Annotated in this window: 14 protein-coding genes; 11 read left to right on the top strand and 3 right to left on the bottom strand. The window is 66.8% G+C overall.

Translation table 11 applies throughout. From position 1 onward, the window contains the following. Window positions 1-121: 121 nt before the first annotated feature. The gene (locus BKA03_RS10010) at window positions 122-670 is read left to right on the top strand and encodes a helix-turn-helix domain-containing protein (protein WP_202965753.1); all 549 of its coding nucleotides are present in this window, start codon (window positions 122-124) and stop codon (window positions 668-670) included. Here the strand turns inward: BKA03_RS10010 and BKA03_RS10005 are convergent. Both BKA03_RS10005 and BKA03_RS10000 read right to left on the bottom strand, forming a co-directional pair. Beyond that, window positions 647-1,042, bottom strand: coding sequence for a VOC family protein (locus BKA03_RS10005; protein ID WP_062075724.1), 396 nt, complete (start codon window positions 1,040-1,042; stop codon window positions 647-649). The genes BKA03_RS10010 and BKA03_RS10005 overlap by 24 nt on opposite strands. A gap of 112 nt (window positions 1,043-1,154) precedes the next feature. After that, on the bottom strand, window positions 1,155-2,711 hold the full coding sequence (locus tag BKA03_RS10000; RefSeq protein ID WP_062075725.1) for an MFS transporter: 1,557 nt from the start codon (window positions 2,709-2,711) through the stop codon (window positions 1,155-1,157). A gap of 520 nt (window positions 2,712-3,231) precedes the next feature. On the opposite strand from BKA03_RS10000, the gene ileS reads away from it, so the two are divergent. The 5 genes from ileS to BKA03_RS09975 all read left to right on the top strand — a co-directional run bounded on the left by ileS (window position 3,232) and on the right by BKA03_RS09975 (window position 9,720). Beyond that, window positions 3,232-6,417, top strand: coding sequence for an isoleucine--tRNA ligase (gene ileS / locus BKA03_RS09995; RefSeq protein ID WP_062075726.1), 3,186 nt, complete (start codon window positions 3,232-3,234; stop codon window positions 6,415-6,417). Between the two features lie 78 nt (window positions 6,418-6,495). Beyond that, the gene (locus BKA03_RS09990; protein ID WP_062075727.1) at window positions 6,496-7,350 is read left to right on the top strand and encodes a sulfurtransferase; all 855 of its coding nucleotides are present in this window, start codon (window positions 6,496-6,498) and stop codon (window positions 7,348-7,350) included. A gap of 38 nt (window positions 7,351-7,388) precedes the next feature. After that, window positions 7,389-8,837, top strand: coding sequence for a bifunctional folylpolyglutamate synthase/dihydrofolate synthase (locus tag BKA03_RS09985; protein ID WP_238579451.1), 1,449 nt, complete (start codon window positions 7,389-7,391; stop codon window positions 8,835-8,837). Further along, complete coding sequence (locus BKA03_RS09980; protein ID WP_083971880.1) at window positions 8,834-9,232, top strand: DUF4233 domain-containing protein; 399 nt, start codon at window positions 8,834-8,836, stop codon at window positions 9,230-9,232. The genes BKA03_RS09985 and BKA03_RS09980 overlap by 4 nt, the downstream gene beginning before the upstream one ends. After that, on the top strand, window positions 9,229-9,720 hold the full coding sequence (locus tag BKA03_RS09975; protein ID WP_062075730.1) for a hypothetical protein: 492 nt from the start codon (window positions 9,229-9,231) through the stop codon (window positions 9,718-9,720). The genes BKA03_RS09980 and BKA03_RS09975 overlap by 4 nt, the downstream gene beginning before the upstream one ends. 26 nt (window positions 9,721-9,746) lie before the next feature. On the opposite strand, the gene BKA03_RS09970 is transcribed toward BKA03_RS09975, so the two are convergent. Next, window positions 9,747-10,253 carry an adenine phosphoribosyltransferase gene (locus tag BKA03_RS09970; protein WP_062075731.1) on the bottom strand — a complete coding sequence of 169 codons (507 nt, stop codon included), beginning with the start codon at window positions 10,251-10,253 and terminating at the stop codon, window positions 9,747-9,749. Window positions 10,254-10,328: 75 nt separating this feature from the next. Between BKA03_RS09970 and ndk the strand changes: the two genes are divergently transcribed. From ndk to BKA03_RS09945, 5 genes are all read left to right on the top strand, one after another. After that, the gene (gene ndk, locus BKA03_RS09965) at window positions 10,329-10,748 is read left to right on the top strand and encodes a nucleoside-diphosphate kinase (RefSeq protein ID WP_062075732.1); all 420 of its coding nucleotides are present in this window, start codon (window positions 10,329-10,331) and stop codon (window positions 10,746-10,748) included. 33 nt (window positions 10,749-10,781) lie between these two features. Further along, entirely contained in the window at window positions 10,782-14,324 is a 3,543-nt protein-coding gene (gene smc, locus BKA03_RS09960; RefSeq protein WP_179398078.1) for a chromosome segregation protein SMC, read from the top strand. A gap of 147 nt (window positions 14,325-14,471) precedes the next feature. Continuing rightward, on the top strand, window positions 14,472-14,738 hold the full coding sequence (locus BKA03_RS09955) for a hypothetical protein (protein WP_152649609.1): 267 nt from the start codon (window positions 14,472-14,474) through the stop codon (window positions 14,736-14,738). Between the two features lie 137 nt (window positions 14,739-14,875). Beyond that, window positions 14,876-15,934, top strand: a complete 1,059-nt coding sequence (gene ftsY, locus BKA03_RS09950; RefSeq protein ID WP_439645173.1) for a signal recognition particle-docking protein FtsY — start codon at window positions 14,876-14,878, stop codon at window positions 15,932-15,934. A 110-nt stretch (window positions 15,935-16,044) separates the two neighbouring features. Next, a complete protein-coding gene (locus tag BKA03_RS09945; RefSeq protein WP_062075735.1) occupies window positions 16,045-16,650 on the top strand; it encodes a DUF2510 domain-containing protein in 606 nt (201 codons plus the stop codon). Window positions 16,651-16,779: the final 129 nt, after the last annotated feature.

The raw sequence follows: 16,779 nt of genomic DNA, 5'->3' as shown, positions 1-16,779 counted from the left end.
GAAATCCGCGGCGTGAAAGCGTGCGAGTCTTGACGGACGATTCGGCATTATCAGATGTGAATTTGATCGGTTATTCACAAATGGTCGTGACTCGCCCTATTGCTTCCCTACAATATTCACCGTGGGGGAACTCCGAGCACATGTCCTATTGCACCCGGTGCGCATGCGGGTGGTACTGGTGCTGGGCGCCGATGACCTGACCACCAAGCAGATCCATGAGCGCCTGCCGGACGTGGCGCAAGCGTCGCTGTATCGAGCTGTCGCGCGCCTCGTGAACGCTGGAATCATCACCGTTGTCGAGCGGCACCGGCGCGGGGGCGCCATGGAGAGGGTCTACCGTGTGGCTGCCACTCCCGAAGCCGCGACGGCCAGTGCGACGCCCGAAGAATTCGTGGCTGCCACCGAGACCGTCGCACGCTCCTTGTCCCTTGACGCGGCTCGGCATGCGGCGGCGGGAGAGTGGCACCCTCGTTCGGCCGGATTGCTGCGCGAGAACGTGCACCTTACGCGCGAGCAATTCGAATTGCTCAGGCGCGAAGTTGTCGAATTTATCGGTGAACTGGTGTCGGTGACGGCTCAAGACGATACGGAGGAGTTCTCCCTGACCATTGCCGCCATTCCGCGCTCGACCCCGCCAAACTATGGTTCAACTTCCTTCAACGGGGTCTGAAGCGGGCTCCCCGACGATCGACAGCCAGTTGCCGGACGGATCCCGGAACCAGGCATTGGCGGGACCCCACTCATTTGCGGGCATGATTCCGTCGTCGCCGACGCCGTCTAGCATCTCGAAGACCACGCCACGTGAGCGCGCCCACTCGACGGTGGTGACGATGTCATCGGTGGGGAACATCAGCACCGTGTGGCTCGCGGGCTCGTGATGGGGTTTGGGATAGACGAGGACGTGAGCGCCGGAGCCGAGCGTCAGGGTCAGCATCCCGCGCGCGACGGACGTACTGAGCCCGAGAACGTCGCCATAGAAATGTGCGGCCTCGTCAATGTCGAGTACGGAAAAGGAACTAAAGGCAGGCAAGGTTGCGAGCATGGCGACCTCCTCGTCGATGCCAGGCTATCTCGCTGACCTCGCGAGAGTGCGGTGGATGCACGATCCCACGGTCGCCGGATCAAGGCCTTGGCGGCGGCACAGCCTGCCGGCGTCAGCGACGTCTGGGGTCGACGGACCTCCGCAGCGCACGACGCGCCCGTACGCTGCCGCGCGTGAAGGACGTGGCTCGCCCCCGGGGTCGCAGGGCGATGGGTCGGGTCCTTTGCGTCCAAGCCCGGCGCTTCTCGACCATGGCGAAGCGCGCCTGAACTGCACGTCGCAAGCGGCGAGGCACTCTGAGTCGCCTGAGCATCCGGGCGTCGATTGTCGTGGTGACGATAGCGGCGGCTGCGGTGAGCCCGAGCGATACAAGCGGCAGCGCGCGAGTGCCCCACGCTGCGACGATCGCGGCACCGACCAGGGGGCCCAAGGCTCCACCGGAGTTCATGGCCATCGTGTAGGTGCTTGCCCCGACGTCGGTGCGCCATGGCGTATGCCGCATCGCCCAGTTGATGAGAGCTGCCAACAGCGCCGCCCATCCTGCGGCTAGCAGCACCTCTGCAGCGATGGCCGACCACGGTGAAGCGATGGCGAGCAAGGCCCACGCGATGGCGAGCAAGCCGAGACTCACGCGGACGGTCTGGACGACGTTGCGCGCAAGGAACGGCGCGACGGCGAGCGTCGTGGCCACCGCGACGATCCCTCCCAGCGCGAATACGGCGGGCAAGCTCGAGATGTCAAGCCCTGCCTGCTTGGTGAAGAACGGGACGATGTACGTCCACGATGCAGACATGCCGGCCGTCGCCGCAAAGGTCACCGTCAGCACCTTGGCAAACATCCGCCGCGAGGGGACGTCGCCGCGTGTGTGCTGCACATTCCGGTGGCCGCGGCTGGAAACATGACCCGGCAACGCGAGCGCGAGCGAGGCGGTCAACACCGCACCCAAGATGGCGAGGCCCCAATATGGCGTGTGCCATCCGAATGACGTGCCGCTGAAGGTCACGAGGGGAGTGCCCACCACGCCCGCTGCTGCGGCACCCACCATGATGCGTGTCACGGTGCGCGCGCGCAGATGTGGGGCGAACATGCTCGCCGCAGTTGGGGCGACGAGCGCCCAGAAGAGCGCGTGCGCCGCGGCGGACACGATGCGACCCCCTGTCAATTGCACGAGGTTCTGCGACATGGCTGCGATCAACACGCCAACGGTCCAGACTCCCATTGTGACCGAGAGCGTGACCCTCTTGCTCGCCTTCGCGGTGAGCAAGGTCAGCGGTGTGGCCGCGGCGACCACGGTGAGCGCGAATGCGGTGGCGACAAGGCCGATGGAGGCGACGGGCACCGCGAGGCCGGTGGCAATCGACTGGCTGAGCGCCACGATCGATGCCTCGTTCGCGCTCGCCGCGAACGCGGCGGTGGCGAGGACGAAGAGCGCCAGTTTGGCGCGTCGTGGTGACAGCGTGAGTGCCTCAATCGACCGGCTCCCCGTGTCCGCCTCGTCGACAACGACCACGCTGGCGGCACCGATGATCGGCATCGACAAGGTCGTCGGTTCTTCCTCGGCCTCGAATTGTGGGACGTGAGGCGTCTCGAGGGTTTCGGTCGTGACGGCACGAGGCGGGTCTGCGGTGTCGTCAACGCGGTGCGCGTCGGGTGCACAGGTGTCGGGCACGCGTGAACTCCTCAGCATCGTGTCGCGGCAAGGAGTGTGCTGGCGGCACACGCGCGCGGAGCGGCTCGCTCGGGCGCCCGATAGGAGAGGGCCGGGAGGTTCTCGGCCCTCTGAAGCGTCGGCGAATGAGTTCCATTATCCTCTCGCGAGCAGGGACCTCCCGTCGCCTCGCTGTCGCCCAGGACGGCGCTCGGGGAGGCGCGCGCGGCGCGAACGCTCATGGTCAGCGCCGTGCGCCCCAGGCTCGCGTACACTGGGGTCACCAGCGTCGACCCGGCAATCACCGGTGAGCTTGCGGAAGAACGGGAGCCCTCGGGCGACTCAGTAGAACCGCACGGGCAGCCCGTCATAGCGGCGCCTCCTTGATGGAGGGGGCATGAGTGGCCGGAACGTCCCGCAGTGGGACGGAAAGGCAAGCGGGGTGGTACCGCGCGTCGTTCCACGAGGTCAGTTTTTCTCGGAACGGGGCGTCCTCGCACTGCACGAGTGACCACCACACGCTTGACCTTAAGGAACCGCCGTGAGCGACGCCCGCTACCCCCTGCACCGCACCGCCGACGATGCCTCGGCCGAGGTGACCCCCTCGCCAAGCTTCCCCTCGATCGAAGAGGATGTGCTCGCGTACTGGAAGGCGGACGGCACGTTCCAGGCGTCGATCGACAATCGCGACGACGCCGAGGAGTTTGTCTTCTACGACGGGCCCCCATTCGCCAACGGGCTGCCGCACTACGGCCACCTGCTGACCGGCTACGCCAAGGACGTCGTGCCCCGCTTTGAGACGATGCGCGGCAAGAAGGTCGAGCGCCGCTTCGGCTGGGATACCCACGGGCTGCCGGCAGAGCTTGAGGCCGAGCGCATCCTGGGCATCACCGATAAGTCGCAGATCGAGGAGATGGGCATCGCCGCCTTCAACAAGGCGTGCAAGGACTCGGTCCTGAAGTACACGAAGGATTGGGAGGAGTACGTCACTCGCCAGGCCCGTTGGGTCGACTTCGAGAACGACTACAAGACTCTCGATGTGACGTACATGGAGTCCGTGATCTGGGCGTTCAAGACTCTGTACGACAAGGGATTGGCCTATGAGGGCTACCGCGTGCTGCCGTACTGCTGGCGCGACGAAACCCCGCTGTCCAACCACGAGTTGCGCATGGACGATGATGTCTACCAGGACCGTCAGGACCCCGCGCTGACCGTGTTGCTTCCGCTGATCGACGCTCCAGGAGCCCTGGCCGATGCGTCGGCCCTGATCTGGACGACGACGCCGTGGACGCTCCCGTCCAACCTCGCGGCGGCGGTGGGGCCGGAGATCGAGTACTCGGTGGTCGTGCCGTCGGAGGGTCCCTTTGTGGGGTGCAGGCTGGTGTTGGCGAGCGGCAGGGTGGCCTCCTACGCGCGTGAGATTGGCGACGATGTACGAGTCGTCGCGACCGTGAAGGGCGCCGACCTCGCTGGCCTGCGCTACGTGCCGCCCTTCGACTACTTCGCGGGGCGCGAGAACGCGCACCAGCTCCTCGTGGCCGACTATGTGTCGACCGAGGACGGCACCGGCATCGTCCACCTCGCCCCGGCCTTCGGCGAGGAAGACATGGCGGTCTGTGCCGCGGCGGGTATCGAGCCGGTCATCCCGATCGATTCGCGGGGCCGCTTCACGTCCGAGGTGCCCGATTACCAGGGTCTTCAGGTCTTCGACGCGAACAAGCCGATCATCGACACGCTCAAGGCGAAGGGTGTCGTGCTGCGTCACGAGACCTACAACCACAGCTACCCGCACTGCTGGCGCTGCCGCAACCCCTTGATCTACCGCGCGATCGGTTCGTGGTTTGTGCGCGTGACGGAGTTCCGCGACCGCATGGTCGAGCTCAATCAAGAGATCACGTGGGTTCCGGAACACATCAAGGACGGTCAGTTCGGCAAGTGGCTCGAGGGCGCTCGCGACTGGTCGATCAGCCGCAACCGCTACTTCGGCACGCCCATCCCCGTGTGGATGAGCGACAACCCCGAGTACCCGCGCATGGACGTGTACGGCTCTCTCGCCGAGATCGAGGCCGACTTTGGGCGGCTCCCGCTCGATGAGGAGGGCCTGCCCAACCTCCACCGTCCCTACATCGACGACCTGGTGCGCCCCAACCCGGACGACCCGAGCGGCAAGTCCACGATGCGCCGCATCCCCGACGTGCTCGACGTGTGGTTCGACTCGGGCTCGATGCCGTTCGCGCAGGTGCACTATCCGTTCGAGAACCGCGAGTGGTTCGACAGCCACTACCCGGGCGACTTCATCGTCGAGTACATCGGCCAGACGCGCGGCTGGTTCTACTTGCTGCATGTGCTCGCCACGGCCCTGTTCGACAAGCCCAGCTTCAAGACCTGCGTGAGCCACGGCATCGTGCTTGGTGACGATGGCCGCAAGATGTCGAAGTCGCTCAAGAACTACCCGGACGTCAACGACGTGTTCCACCGCGACGGCTCCGACGCCATGCGGTGGTTCCTTATGGCGAGCCCGATCCTGCGCGGCGGCAACCTCGTCGTCACGGAGGAGGGCATCCGCGAGGGTGTTCGCCAGGTGATGCTGCCGCTGTGGTCGACGTACTACTTCTTCACCCTGTACGCGGGCGCCGCAAACGGTGGTGCCGGCATTCTTGGCAAGCAGATGGACGATGCCAGGGTGGCGTCGCTTCCCGTCATGGACAGGTATGTGCTCGCCAAGACGGCCGAGCTGGTGCGTACGGTCACGTCCCAGATGGAGGCGTTCGACGTTCCTGGTGCCTCGGAGTCTCTCGCGCAATACATGGATCTGCTCACCAACTGGTACGTGCGCACGCAGCGCGACCGGTTCTGGGACGAGGACGCCGATGCGTTCGACACCCTCTACACGGTGCTCGAGACGGTGACACGCCTGGCGGCCCCGCTGTTGCCTCTCGAGACGGAGGAGATTTGGCGCGGACTCACGGGTGGTCGCTCGGTGCACCTCACCGACTACCCAGTCACTCCGTCCGTGTGGGCGGATGACAGCCTCGGCGCCGTCATGGACCAGGTGCGCGAGGTCGTCTCGGTGGCCCACGGCGTACGTAAGAAGGAGCAGTTGCGCGTGCGTCAGCCGCTCGCGTCGCTCGATGTCGCGGTGGATTCGGCCGCAGCGCTTGAGCCGTATGTGGACCTCATTGCCGCCGAGCTCAACGTCAAGACCGTGCGACTGCTGACGATCGAGGAGTTCACGGCCGCGAACCCAGTCGAGCGCCGTCTGACGGTCAACGCCCGCGCCGCTGGCCCCCGCATCGGCAAGTCGGTGCAGCAGGCGATCGGCGGCTCCAAGTCGGGTGATTGGGCCGAGGTCGACGGCATAGTGACGTCTGGCGGCATCGCGCTCGAGGCGGGGGAGTACGAGCTCGCGACCGTCATCGGCGGCGAGGGCGACGCGGCAGTCGCGGCGGCCGTCCTTCCGGGCGGGGGCTTCGTGGCGCTCGACACCGCGCTCACGCCCGAACTCGAGGCCGAGGGCTACGCCCGCGACCTCGTTCGTGCGATCCAGGACCAGCGCAAGGCAGAGGGCCTGAATGTGGGCGACCGCATCACGCTGGTCCTCACGGTGCCCGAGGAGCGCGTGGTCGCCGTCGAGACCCACCTCGAACTCATCGCGGGCGAGGTGCTCGCGACGTCGCTCGCCGTGGAGGCTGGAGACGCGCAGGCGATCACGCTGTCAAAGGCCTAGTGGGAAGGGCAGAGCCCGCGCCTCACGGTGCGCTTGAGGTGTGCTCCCTGACAGAATCGATCGACGAAAGGTGCCCCCATGTCCGTCCTGATCTCCGTGGATGAGCTCGTCGAGGAGCTCGCGAGCGCCGACGCCCCGCGCGTGCTTGACGTGCGCTGGTCCCTGGCCGTGCCCGACGGCAGGCCCGCGTACGCCCAGGAGCACCTTCCGGAGGCCATCTACGTCGACCTGAACGAGGATCTTGCCGCGCCTCCGAGCACCTTTGAGGGCAGGCATCCGTTGCCGACGCAGGGGAGCTTCGAGCGGGCCGCGCGTGCGTGGGGCCTCGCGGACGGCGAGGCCGTGGTGGTCTACGACGACGCCGCGGGCATGGCCGCCGCTCGTGCGTGGTGGTTGCTGAGGCACGCGGGGGTGCGCGACGTGCGCATTCTTGACGGCGGACTCGCCGCGTGGCGAGCGGCACATGCGCCCCTGGAAAGCGGCGAGATTCACCCGGTGGCGACCGAGATTGAGCTCTCGTGGGGGCACATGCCGGTGGTCGACGCAGACGGGGCGGCCCTCGACGCAACCGAGGGCGTGCTGCTCGATGCCCGCGCGGGCGAGCGCTACCGCGGCGAGACAGAGCCGATCGATCCGCGTGCGGGCCACATCCCCGGCGGCATCAGCGCGCCCACTCAGGACAACCTCGGCGAGGCAGGGACGTTTCTCGCCGCCGATGCCCTGCGGTCCAGATTCGGGGCGTTGGGCGTCGATGGTTCGCGCCCAGTTGCGGTGTATTGCGGCTCGGGCGTCACGGCCGCGCACGAGATTGCGGCGCTCGCGGAAGCGGGATTCGCTGCAGCCCTTTACCCGGGTTCGTGGTCGCAGTGGTCGAACGACGCGGAGCGGCGTGTGGCCACCGGGGCCGAGCCCGACGCGGGCTCGTGGCTCTAGCGGAGGGCGCCTGAGCCTCGGCATGGGACACTGTGGCCGTGACTGATCGCGAAGCCAGCGCAGCCCTTGACAGGGCCGAGCGCGAGATCTACGCCCACATCCTCTCCCGCAATCCCGAACACGACTTCGAGCCGACGCTCGACCGTGTGCGCGAGGCGTGTGACCTCTTGGGCAACCCTCAACGCGCCTTCAAGGTGATTCACCTGACCGGCACCAACGGAAAGACCTCGACCGCGCGCATGGCCGAATCGCTGGTGCGGTCGCTTGGGCTGCGCACGGGATTGTTCACTTCTCCGCATCTCACGAGTGTGCGTGAGCGGATTCAGATCGACGGCGAGCCCATCTCCAGGGAAGCCTTCATCGAGTTATGGGCCGACGTGTCGCCCATTCTCGAGCTGGTGGACAACCGCTCCGCCGAGCGCGGCGGCCCCCGCATGAGCTTCTTCGAGGTGCTGACGGTCTTGGCCTTTGCCGCCTTTGCGGATGCACCGATCGACGTGTGTGTGCTCGAAGTAGGGATGGGCGGCTCGTGGGACGCGACCAACGTGGCCGATGCCGACGTCGCCGTGATTGGCCCCATCGCGCTCGACCACGAGACGTGGCTGGGGCACTCGCTTGAAGAGATCGCGGCCGAGAAGTCCGGGATCATCAAGCCAGGCAGCGCCGTCGTGGTCGCGAGTCAGGCCGAATCGGCAATGAGCGCGCTCGAGCCGGCGTTTCCGCAGGCGCGCGTGGTGTGGCGTGCCGGCGCTGAAGGCGGGGACGTTGAAGGCGGGAGTGCCGACATCGAGGTAGTCGACAGGCACGCGGGTGTCGGCGGCCAGCTCGTCACCATTCGCACCCCTGGCGCCACCTATGAGGGCATCTTCATCCCGCTGTTTGGCGCGCATCAGGCGCGCAACGCCGCGATGGCACTGGCCGCCGTCGAGGCGCTGATGGCCGATGGCGGCGACGAGGGCTCGCTGCCACCAGGCGTGGTCGAACAGGGATTCGCGAGGGTGACGTCCCCCGGCAGGCTCGAGACGATTCGGCGCTCGCCGACGATCGTCGTCGACGCCGCTCACAACCCGCACGGCATCGACGCCGTGGCCGAGGCGATTGAGGAGTCCTTCGCGTTCTCGACCCTCGTTGGCGTCGTGTGTGTGCTCGACGATAAGGACGCCGACGGCATCCTCGCGGGGCTCGAGCCGTTTCTCGACGAGGTCGTCATCACCAAGTCGACGTCGCCAAGGGCAATGGACGTCAACGAACTCGGCAAGATCGCGGCCGCCCACTTTGGCGAGGACAGGGTGACCATTCAGTCCGACCTGCCCAGCGCGCTCGACCAGGCAGTTCAGATCGCCGAGGCCGACGACGACATGACCGGAGGGGTGCTCGTCATCGGCTCCATCTCGCTCGTTGCCGACGTGCGCATCATGATGGGTGCCGACCGCAAACTGGGCGAGAAGCGGCAGGGAGTTCCACCGCGCATCGGGCGGTGGGAATGATGGCCACGTCGGACCCCAAGCCGCAGCGCTCGGCGCTCGTGATCTTCACTCAGACGACGCTGTTGCTTGAGTCGCTCGCGACGTTCTTTGCCGCTCTCGTCGTGTGGGGGCTTGGCAAGGCCGACGTGATCAGCGTGTCTCCCGGCTTCGTGTGGGTGAGCGGCGCAGCGCTGGCGGCGGGGTTTGCGCTGGCGTCGTCACGCGCGTCGGCACGATGGGGCAGGCGGCTTGGCTGGGCATTGCACGTCCCGCTCATCGCGGGAGGCGTTCTCGTACCGGCGATCGCCTTCGTTGGTGTGATGTTTCTGTTCGTCTACGCGGTCGGGGTACGGTGGGGAAGCAGGATCGATCGGGAACGAGCGCTGCATGCTGAGGCCCAAGGAGGGGCAGAGTGAACGGCTTTTTGAAGCGCATGGCAGGCGCGCTGGTCGTGGGTGTCTTGGGCTTGTGTATGGCGTTCTACTCCCTTGAGCGCTTGTCGCTCATCAATCTCGCGACCGCGCTCCATCAGGACGATGGGAAGGCGCCGCTATCGGTGACGTTCTCGCTGTTCGCCGGGCTCGCCGTCTTGAACCTCGCGCTCTTCTACGCCGTGTCCCGGTGGGCGAGGTATCTGCGGACCCACCCCCGAACGACCCAAGCACCCGTATGGCTCCTCATCGGCACCTTCGTGGTCGCGGGAGCCGCAATGGTGTGGGCCCTTGCGACCCATGCGGGGTGGCTGCGCATCCAAGACTCGGTGCCGCTGAGTATTCATTGGGGGTACATCGCGTTCCAAGTGGTCGCGGCGTCCCTCGTGTTGGTGTCTCTCGTGTTGCTCGCGGCCAGGTGGTCGCCTGGCTACAAGCCCTCGGCGATCGAGCCGCACGGCCGAATCATCTAGGCGATTCGCCGCTAGACCGCGTCTTGCTAGACGACGAGCGCAGAGTGCACCAAGTGCCCGGCGAGCACCTCGCGGCCGGGCAGTGCCCCGATCTCGAGCAAGAAACCGAACTGCACGGAGGCCGCTCCCGCGCGTTCCAGGAGGTCGGCGACCGCGAGCGCGGTGCCCCCGGTGGCCAGGACGTCGTCGATCACGAGCACTCGCTTTCCCTCGATTCCTTGAGGGTTGAGCGTCAATTCCGATGATCCGTATTCGATCGTCGCATCGGCTTGCAGGAGTTCGCCGGGCATCTTGCCCTTCTTGCGCACCATCGTCATGCCGAGCCCCAAGTCTTGGGCGATCACGGGGGCAAAAATGAAGCCCCTCGCGTCCACTCCCGCGATCAGGTCGACGCCCTCGCCAGGCGGCGGCGTCAGCGCGTCGCACGCCGCCCTGAACAGCGCGGGGCTCGCCAGGATCGGTGCGATGTCGTAGAACAAGACCCCAGGCACGGGGAAGTCGGGAAAGGTGTCGAAGTCGTCGAGCGTGATCATGTGCCAATCCTGGCACGACGCGCGCCCCGGTCTGGCGGGCCCTCGGTCTCGCGGCCGGGAGGCTAGGCTCGCGTCATGACTGAACGCACCCTCATCCTAGTCAAGCCAGATGGCGTCGAGCGCGGCATGTCCGGCCAGATCCTCGCCCGCATCGAGGCGAAGGGCTACACGCTCGTCGCCGTGGAACTGCGCACCGCATCGGCCGAACTGCTCGCCCAGCACTACGAGGAGCACGTGGGCAAGCCGTTCTATGAGTCGCTCGTCGAGTTCATGGTTTCGGGCCCCGTCCTGGCGGTTGTCGCCGAGGGCGACAGGGTGATCGAGGGCTTCCGTTCGCTTGCGGGTGCGACGGACCCGACGGTGGCCGCGCCAGGCACCATTCGCGGCGATCTTGGCCGCCAGTGGCCCACCAAGGTGATCCAGAACCTCGTGCATGGCTCGGACAGTCCCGATTCCGCCGCGCGCGAGATTGGCATTTGGTTCCCCTCCCTGTGAGGGCCTAGCCGCACCCTTCACTAGACTCGCCACGTGCACCTCAAATCGCTGACGCTTAGGGGCTTCAAGTCCTTCGCGTCCGCGACCACCCTTGAATTCGAGCCGGGGATCACGTGCGTGGTGGGGCCAAACGGCTCCGGCAAGTCGAACGTCGTCGATGCCCTCGCCTGGGTGATGGGCGAGCAGGGCGCCAAGACCCTGCGCGGCGGCAACATGTCCGACGTCATCTTCGCGGGCACGGCAGGCCGCCCGCCGCTTGGGCGCGCCGAGGTGGCGCTGACGATCGACAACTCCGACGGTGCGCTGCCCATCGAGTACTCCGAGGTGACGATCAGCCGCACGCTGTTCCGATCAGGCGGGTCCGAATACGCGATCAACGGTGCGCCTTGCAGGCTGCTCGACATCCAGGATCTGCTTTCCGACTCTGGGCTGGGCCGCGAGATGCACGTGATCGTTGGTCAGGGCCAACTCGACGGCGTGCTGCGGGCAACGCCCGAGGAGCGCAGGCACTTCATCGAGGAGGCCGCGGGCATCCTCAAGCACCGCAGGCGCAAGGAGAAGGCGCTCCGCAAGCTCGATGCGATGCAGGGCAACCTGACCCGAGTACAGGACCTCACGGCCGAATTGCGCAGGCAGCTCGGCCCCTTGGGCAAGCAGGCGGAGGTCGCGCGTCAGGCCCAATCGATCCAGTCCGAGGTGCGCGATGCACGCTCTCGGATTCTCGCCGACGACATTTCAATGCTCACGATCGCCATCGCCAAGGATCAGGCCGACGAATCCGCGATCAAGGAGCGTCAGGCGCAAGTCGATGCGGCACTTGCCGAGGCGAAGGCGCGCATGGCCGAACTGGAAACGGCATCGGCCGAGGCGACGCCCGCGTTGACGAAGGCCAACGACATCTACTACCGGTTGACCTCCCAGCGCGAACGCCTGCGCAACCTCGGCACGTTGGCCGAGGAGCGCGTGCGGATGCTCGGTTCCGCCGTCGATTCGCAGCCCGTCACCGACCTCATCGACCTCGCGGACCAGCTCGAGCGTGCCCATGCGGCGCGCGAGGAGCTCGACGGAGAGGTGCAGGAGGCGACGACGGCTCTCGAATCGGCTGAGTCCGCGCGCGCGGAGGCGGAACAGGTGGCCGAGGCGTCAGAGAGGCATCTGGCCAACCTATTGCGCTCGGTTGCCGATCGCCGTGAGGGTGTCGCGCGGCTCGCGGGCGACGTGGCCGCCCGCCGGTCGAGCGTCGAGGCGATGGAAGCGGAAATTGGTCGCCTGCGTGAGGCACACGACGCGGCGCAGCGCAGGGCTCGCGATGCGGCGACTGAGTTCCAGAGGCTCGAGACCACCGTGATGGACGTCGAGCGCGGCGAGGAGGACCTCGACGCCGCCCATGAGGCCGCCGTCGGGGCGCTTGACGAGGCCAAGGAACGGCTCGAGCACGTGAAACAGGGCCTGCGCGACGCCGAAAGGGAGCGCGACACCTGGGCGGCGAAGGCGGAGGCGCTGAGTCTGTCGCTCACACGCAAGGACGGCGTGGGCGAGCTTCTCGCGGCGGGAGTCCGCTTTGTGCGGGGAACCGTCGCATCGCACATCACCATTCGGGACGGGGCGGAGGACGCGATCGCCGCGGCGCTCGGCACGCTCGCGGAGGCCGTCGCCGTTGACTCGGTTGACGACGCGGTCGACGCCATCAGGTGGCTGCGCGACGAAGACGCGGGGCGGGCCAGGTTCGTCGTTGCGGATTCCTCCGCGGTGGTCACAAACCCCGACGCGGCACTGCCGCCTGGCGCCGAGTGGGCATCCGACCTCATCGAAGACTCGTCGGCGCTCGCCTCGACCGTGAGGGCCTTCGTCTCCGGTGTCGTTGTCGTCGAGGACCTGGCGGCCGCGAGGGCGCTCGTCGCGGCACATCACGACGTGGTGGCGGTGACCCGCAGGGGAGACCTGCTCGGCTCGCGCAACGCATCGGGCGGAGCCGGAGACGCGCCAAGCATCATGCATCTCCAGGCGGCCTTCGACGACGCGTGCCACAAGCGAGACGCGGCAGCTCACCAGGCGGAGCAGCAGCAATTTGCGCTGCGCGCCGCGGCCGAGGAGGAGCAGCGGGCGTCTGTGGCGCACGAGGCAACCCTCGCCCGTCTCCACGAGTCCGACGCGAGAATGTCCGCGGTCGCCGAGCAACTGGGCCACCTGTCGTCCTCCGCGCGTTCTGCGGGCGCGGACGCCGAGCGCCTCGAGAGTCAAATGTCGGATGCGAGCGCACGCATCGAGGCCAACCAAGGCGAGCTTGCGGGTCTCGTGGAGCGGCTCAGGGCCGCGCAGGCAGAACCGGAGCAGACGGAGTCGGACACCAAGTCGGCGCACATCAAGCGCGACGAGGACTCGGCGGCCGCGCAGATTGCGCGCGCCAAGGAGACCGAGGCGAGGCTCGCCCTGCGCACGGCGGAGGAGCGGTCGCGCGCACTCGCGGCGCGTGCGGAGAGTCTCGAGAGGACGGCGTCCGCCGAGCGCGACGCGCGGGCGCGGGCCGATGAGGCCGCCCAGCGCAGGCAGAAGCAATCCGAGGCGGCGCGTGAGGTCATGGCGGGCGTCGCCGCCACGCTCCCTGTCATCGACGCGTCCGTGGCGAGGGCCGACGACGCGAGGGCCGACGTTGAGTCGAGGCGGTCGGAGCGGACGACCGCTCTCGTCGAGGTGCGCGCCCACGTCGAACAACTGTCGGGCGAGTACGGCAGGCTGACGAACGAATCGCACCGCGACGAGGTGATGCGCGCTCAGCAGCAGGTGAGGCTCGACCAACTGAGCGAGCGCGCGATCGAGGAACTGGGCATGGACCCCGGTCAACTCGTCGACGAGTTCGGTCCACAGCACGACGTGCCCGTGATCGACGCGGAAGGCAACGAGAAGGCGGAGCCTTTCGTGCGTGAGGCTCAAGAGAAGCGGCTGCGGCATGCCGAGCGCGGGCTCGGTCAGTTGGGGCGGGTCAATCCGCTCGCGTTGGAGGAGTTCGCGGCGCTGGAGGAGAGGCACAAGTTCCTCCAGGACCAGCTTGCGGACATCAAGTCGTCACGCGAGGACCTGTTGAGCATCGTGACCGAGATCGACCAGCGAGTGGAGCAGATCTTCACCGAGGCGTTCAACGACACGGCCGCTCAGTTTGAATTGATCTTCCCGCGCCTCTTCCCCGGCGGGGAGGGCAGGCTCGTGCTGACCGATCCCAAGAACATGCTCGAGACGGGAATCGACGTCGAGGCAAGGCCCGCGGGCAAGAAGGTGAAGCGGCTGTCGCTGTTGTCCGGCGGCGAGCGTTCGCTCACCGCCGTCGCGATGCTCGTGGCGATCTTCAAGGCGAGGCCAAGCCCGTTCTACGTCATGGACGAGGTCGAGGCCGCGTTGGACGACACCAACCTTGGACGCCTGCTCGAGATCATCAGGGAACTGCGGGATGAGTCCCAGCTCATTGTGATTACGCATCAGAAGCGCACGATGGAGGTCGCGGATGCCCTGTACGGCATCACGATGCGTGGCGATGGTGTGACGACGGTCGTTTCCCAGCGCATGGGTGACGACGCGGCCTAGACGACGCGGTCACGACGACGCGGCCTAGCGGGGAACGCAAGGCCGCCCGAAGCGTTATTACCTACAGAGGCCTTCGCGAGAACGGCCCTGCACCCAATGTCTCAACGGCGAGACTTTATGTACAAACTGTCCGTTGTTGGAGGCATCATGGTATTTGGCGCTATGTTCGACATTTTCGCGTGGGGCATCGTTCTGTCCCTGTTCTCCATGGGCTTGGCGTTCCTCGCCGAGGGCCGCGGAGCTCAGGCGATTCGGGCGCTTCGTCGCGCCAAGTCGCACAAGGAACACATCGATCTTTACGCCACCCTTCGCCGTGACGAGGGCGATTGGCAGTTGGTCGGCAGGTTGTCGGAGATCGACAGGGCCAAGGCCGATCGCGCTGGCCTCCGGCCGGTCGGCGAGCACCTCCGCTGATGTAGACGGGCGAGCCTGGACTCGTCGGCGCGCCCAGAGGCCGACACGTCACATGCATTTGCGACACTAGAGATGTGGACATTTCCTGGATTCCCGGCCAAGCAGACCTCGCCGTCGTAGTAGTCGCCTCCGTGGCGATTGTGGGAGTGGCCCTCGCCACGTGGCGATTGCGTTCTCGAGGCGAGAAGGCGAAGCCAAGCACCCCAGCTCCCGTGGCGACAGCGGCCACGGTCGAAGCGCCCGCCCCGACCCGGACGCCCGCGGGTCCGGGTGCCTTCGAGATTCCAGAGAGCGTCGATTCGCGTTTCGCGCTGAGGCGTTCACGCGTCGGCGGTGCGCTGGGGGAGCGGCTCGCCGGCTTCTTCGGGCGTCGCGACCTCGGTCAGGATGCCTGGGATGAGCTCGAAGAGGCGTTGCTCCTCGCCGATGTGGGCGCGGCGGTCACCGAGCAAATCATCGCGGAGGTTCGCGCGAGGGTCTCCGGGGGCGAAGAGAGCCCCAAAGCGGCGGTGCGTGCAGCGTTGCTGGCGGCCATTGACCCGGAGGCGGACCGCTCCTTGAGAGTGGGCGTCGCTGGCGCAGGAGTACTCGCCCCCGTTCTCGTCGTCGGAGTGAACGGTGTGGGCAAGACCACGAGTGTCGGCAAGATCGCACGCGTCCTTGTCGCCGAGGGCTATTCCGTCGTGCTCGCCGCAGCAGACACGTTCAGGGCCGCCGCCGCAGACCAACTCGAGACGTGGGGAGCCCGCGTGGGCGTCGCCACGGTCAGGGCCGATGCCGAAGGAGCCGATCCCGCATCGGTCGCCTTCGACGCGACGCAGACCGCGCAGCGCGACGGCGTCGACATCGTGCTGATCGACACCGCGGGAAGGCTGCAAAACAAGGCCGGGCTGATGGATCAGCTCGGCAAGATTGCTCGCGTGGTCACCAAGGTGGCTCCGATCAGCGAGACGCTCCTCGTCCTCGATGCCACGACGGGCCAAAATGGTCTGGCCCAGGCACGCGTGTTTGCGGAGGTCGCGCCGCTCACGGGGATTGTGCTCACCAAGATGGACGGCACCGCCAAGGGCGGGATCGTGCTCGCGGTTCAAAGGGTGCTTGGCGTACCCGTGAAGTTTGTGGGCCTCGGCGAGGGCGCCGACGACCTCGCTCCCTTCGATCCCGAGGGTTTTGTCGACGGTTTGCTTGGCGACTAGCGCGACAAAAGGGGCGCCCAGAGGAATCGGGCGGCAAGGCCATACGGTCGAGTTCCCCAACTGCTACCGTGCACTTAAGCGCCGTAGCGCGGCGACGAAGGGGCGGAATCATGACGCAAGCAGCAGCAGGTTGGTACCCGCAGCCGGATGGAACCCAGCGGTATTGGGACGGTTCGGCGTGGACTGAGCACATTGCTCCCGCCGCAGAGCTCGCCACGCCGCCCGCGCCGCCCGCTGCTCCCGTGAACGGCTATGCGGCGTTGCCGTCACAAGAGCCCCTGGGGGTCGCGTCGTCAGCGCCTCGCCGGCGCGTCTGGCCCTGGATCGTTGGAATTGGCGGAGGACTCGTCGTACTCGGTGTCATTGCTGTCGTTGCCGTCGTGATGCTCGTGGGCAAGGTCACCGCGGGCCCCAAGAGCGTCGCGGATGCCTTCAACACCGCGTACATGTCGGGAGACTGCAAGACATACCTCGACCTCACCACTGCCGACTTCAGGGACGGAGATGGTTACCCGGGGACGTGCGAAGAGGCCGCGGTCTCATACTTTCCCGATCCCAGTAACGGGACGTTCTCGATCAGCCTTGACGGCGTCGAGACAAGTGGATCGACCGCGACCGTCACGGGAACGCTCACGTCGCCAGACTTGGGAGACGGCCCGCTGACGTACCACCTCGTCAAGGTGGACGGAAAGTGGATGGTCGACTCCATCGAGTGACGTGAAAGTCGGTCGAATAGTGCCCCCAATCATTGGGGCAGCGGCTCTGCCCCTCGTGCGCAACACGACTTTTACCTGGCCGGCGATTTCGTAACGGTACGGAAACACGGGGGAGGTTCGTGCGAAACC

The organism is Demequina lutea (assembly GCF_013409005.1).
In the GTDB taxonomy this organism is placed as follows: Bacteria; Actinomycetota; Actinomycetes; order Actinomycetales; family Demequinaceae; genus Demequina; species Demequina lutea.
The sequence above is the reverse complement of the archived record's forward strand: the minus strand, read 5'-3'. Positions and strand labels throughout refer to the sequence as shown.

What these genes read in the sequence shown, in the direction of transcription:
- BKA03_RS09980 (WP_083971880.1), top strand. Translation starts at nt 8,834, where the DNA reads ATGATGGCCACGTCGGACCCCAAGCCGCAGCGCTCGGCGCTCGTGATC.
- BKA03_RS09990 (WP_062075727.1), top strand. Translation starts at nt 6,496, where the DNA reads ATGTCCGTCCTGATCTCCGTGGATGAGCTCGTCGAGGAGCTCGCGAGC.
- BKA03_RS09945 (WP_062075735.1), top strand. Translation starts at nt 16,045, where the DNA reads ATGACGCAAGCAGCAGCAGGTTGGTACCCGCAGCCGGATGGAACCCAG.
- BKA03_RS09955 (WP_152649609.1), top strand. Translation starts at nt 14,472, where the DNA reads ATGGTATTTGGCGCTATGTTCGACATTTTCGCGTGGGGCATCGTTCTG.
- ndk (WP_062075732.1), top strand. Translation starts at nt 10,329, where the DNA reads ATGACTGAACGCACCCTCATCCTAGTCAAGCCAGATGGCGTCGAGCGC.
- BKA03_RS09970 (WP_062075731.1), bottom strand. Translation starts at nt 10,253, where the DNA reads ATGATCACGCTCGACGACTTCGACACCTTTCCCGACTTCCCCGTGCCT.
- BKA03_RS10005 (WP_062075724.1), bottom strand. Translation starts at nt 1,042, where the DNA reads ATGCTCGCAACCTTGCCTGCCTTTAGTTCCTTTTCCGTACTCGACATT.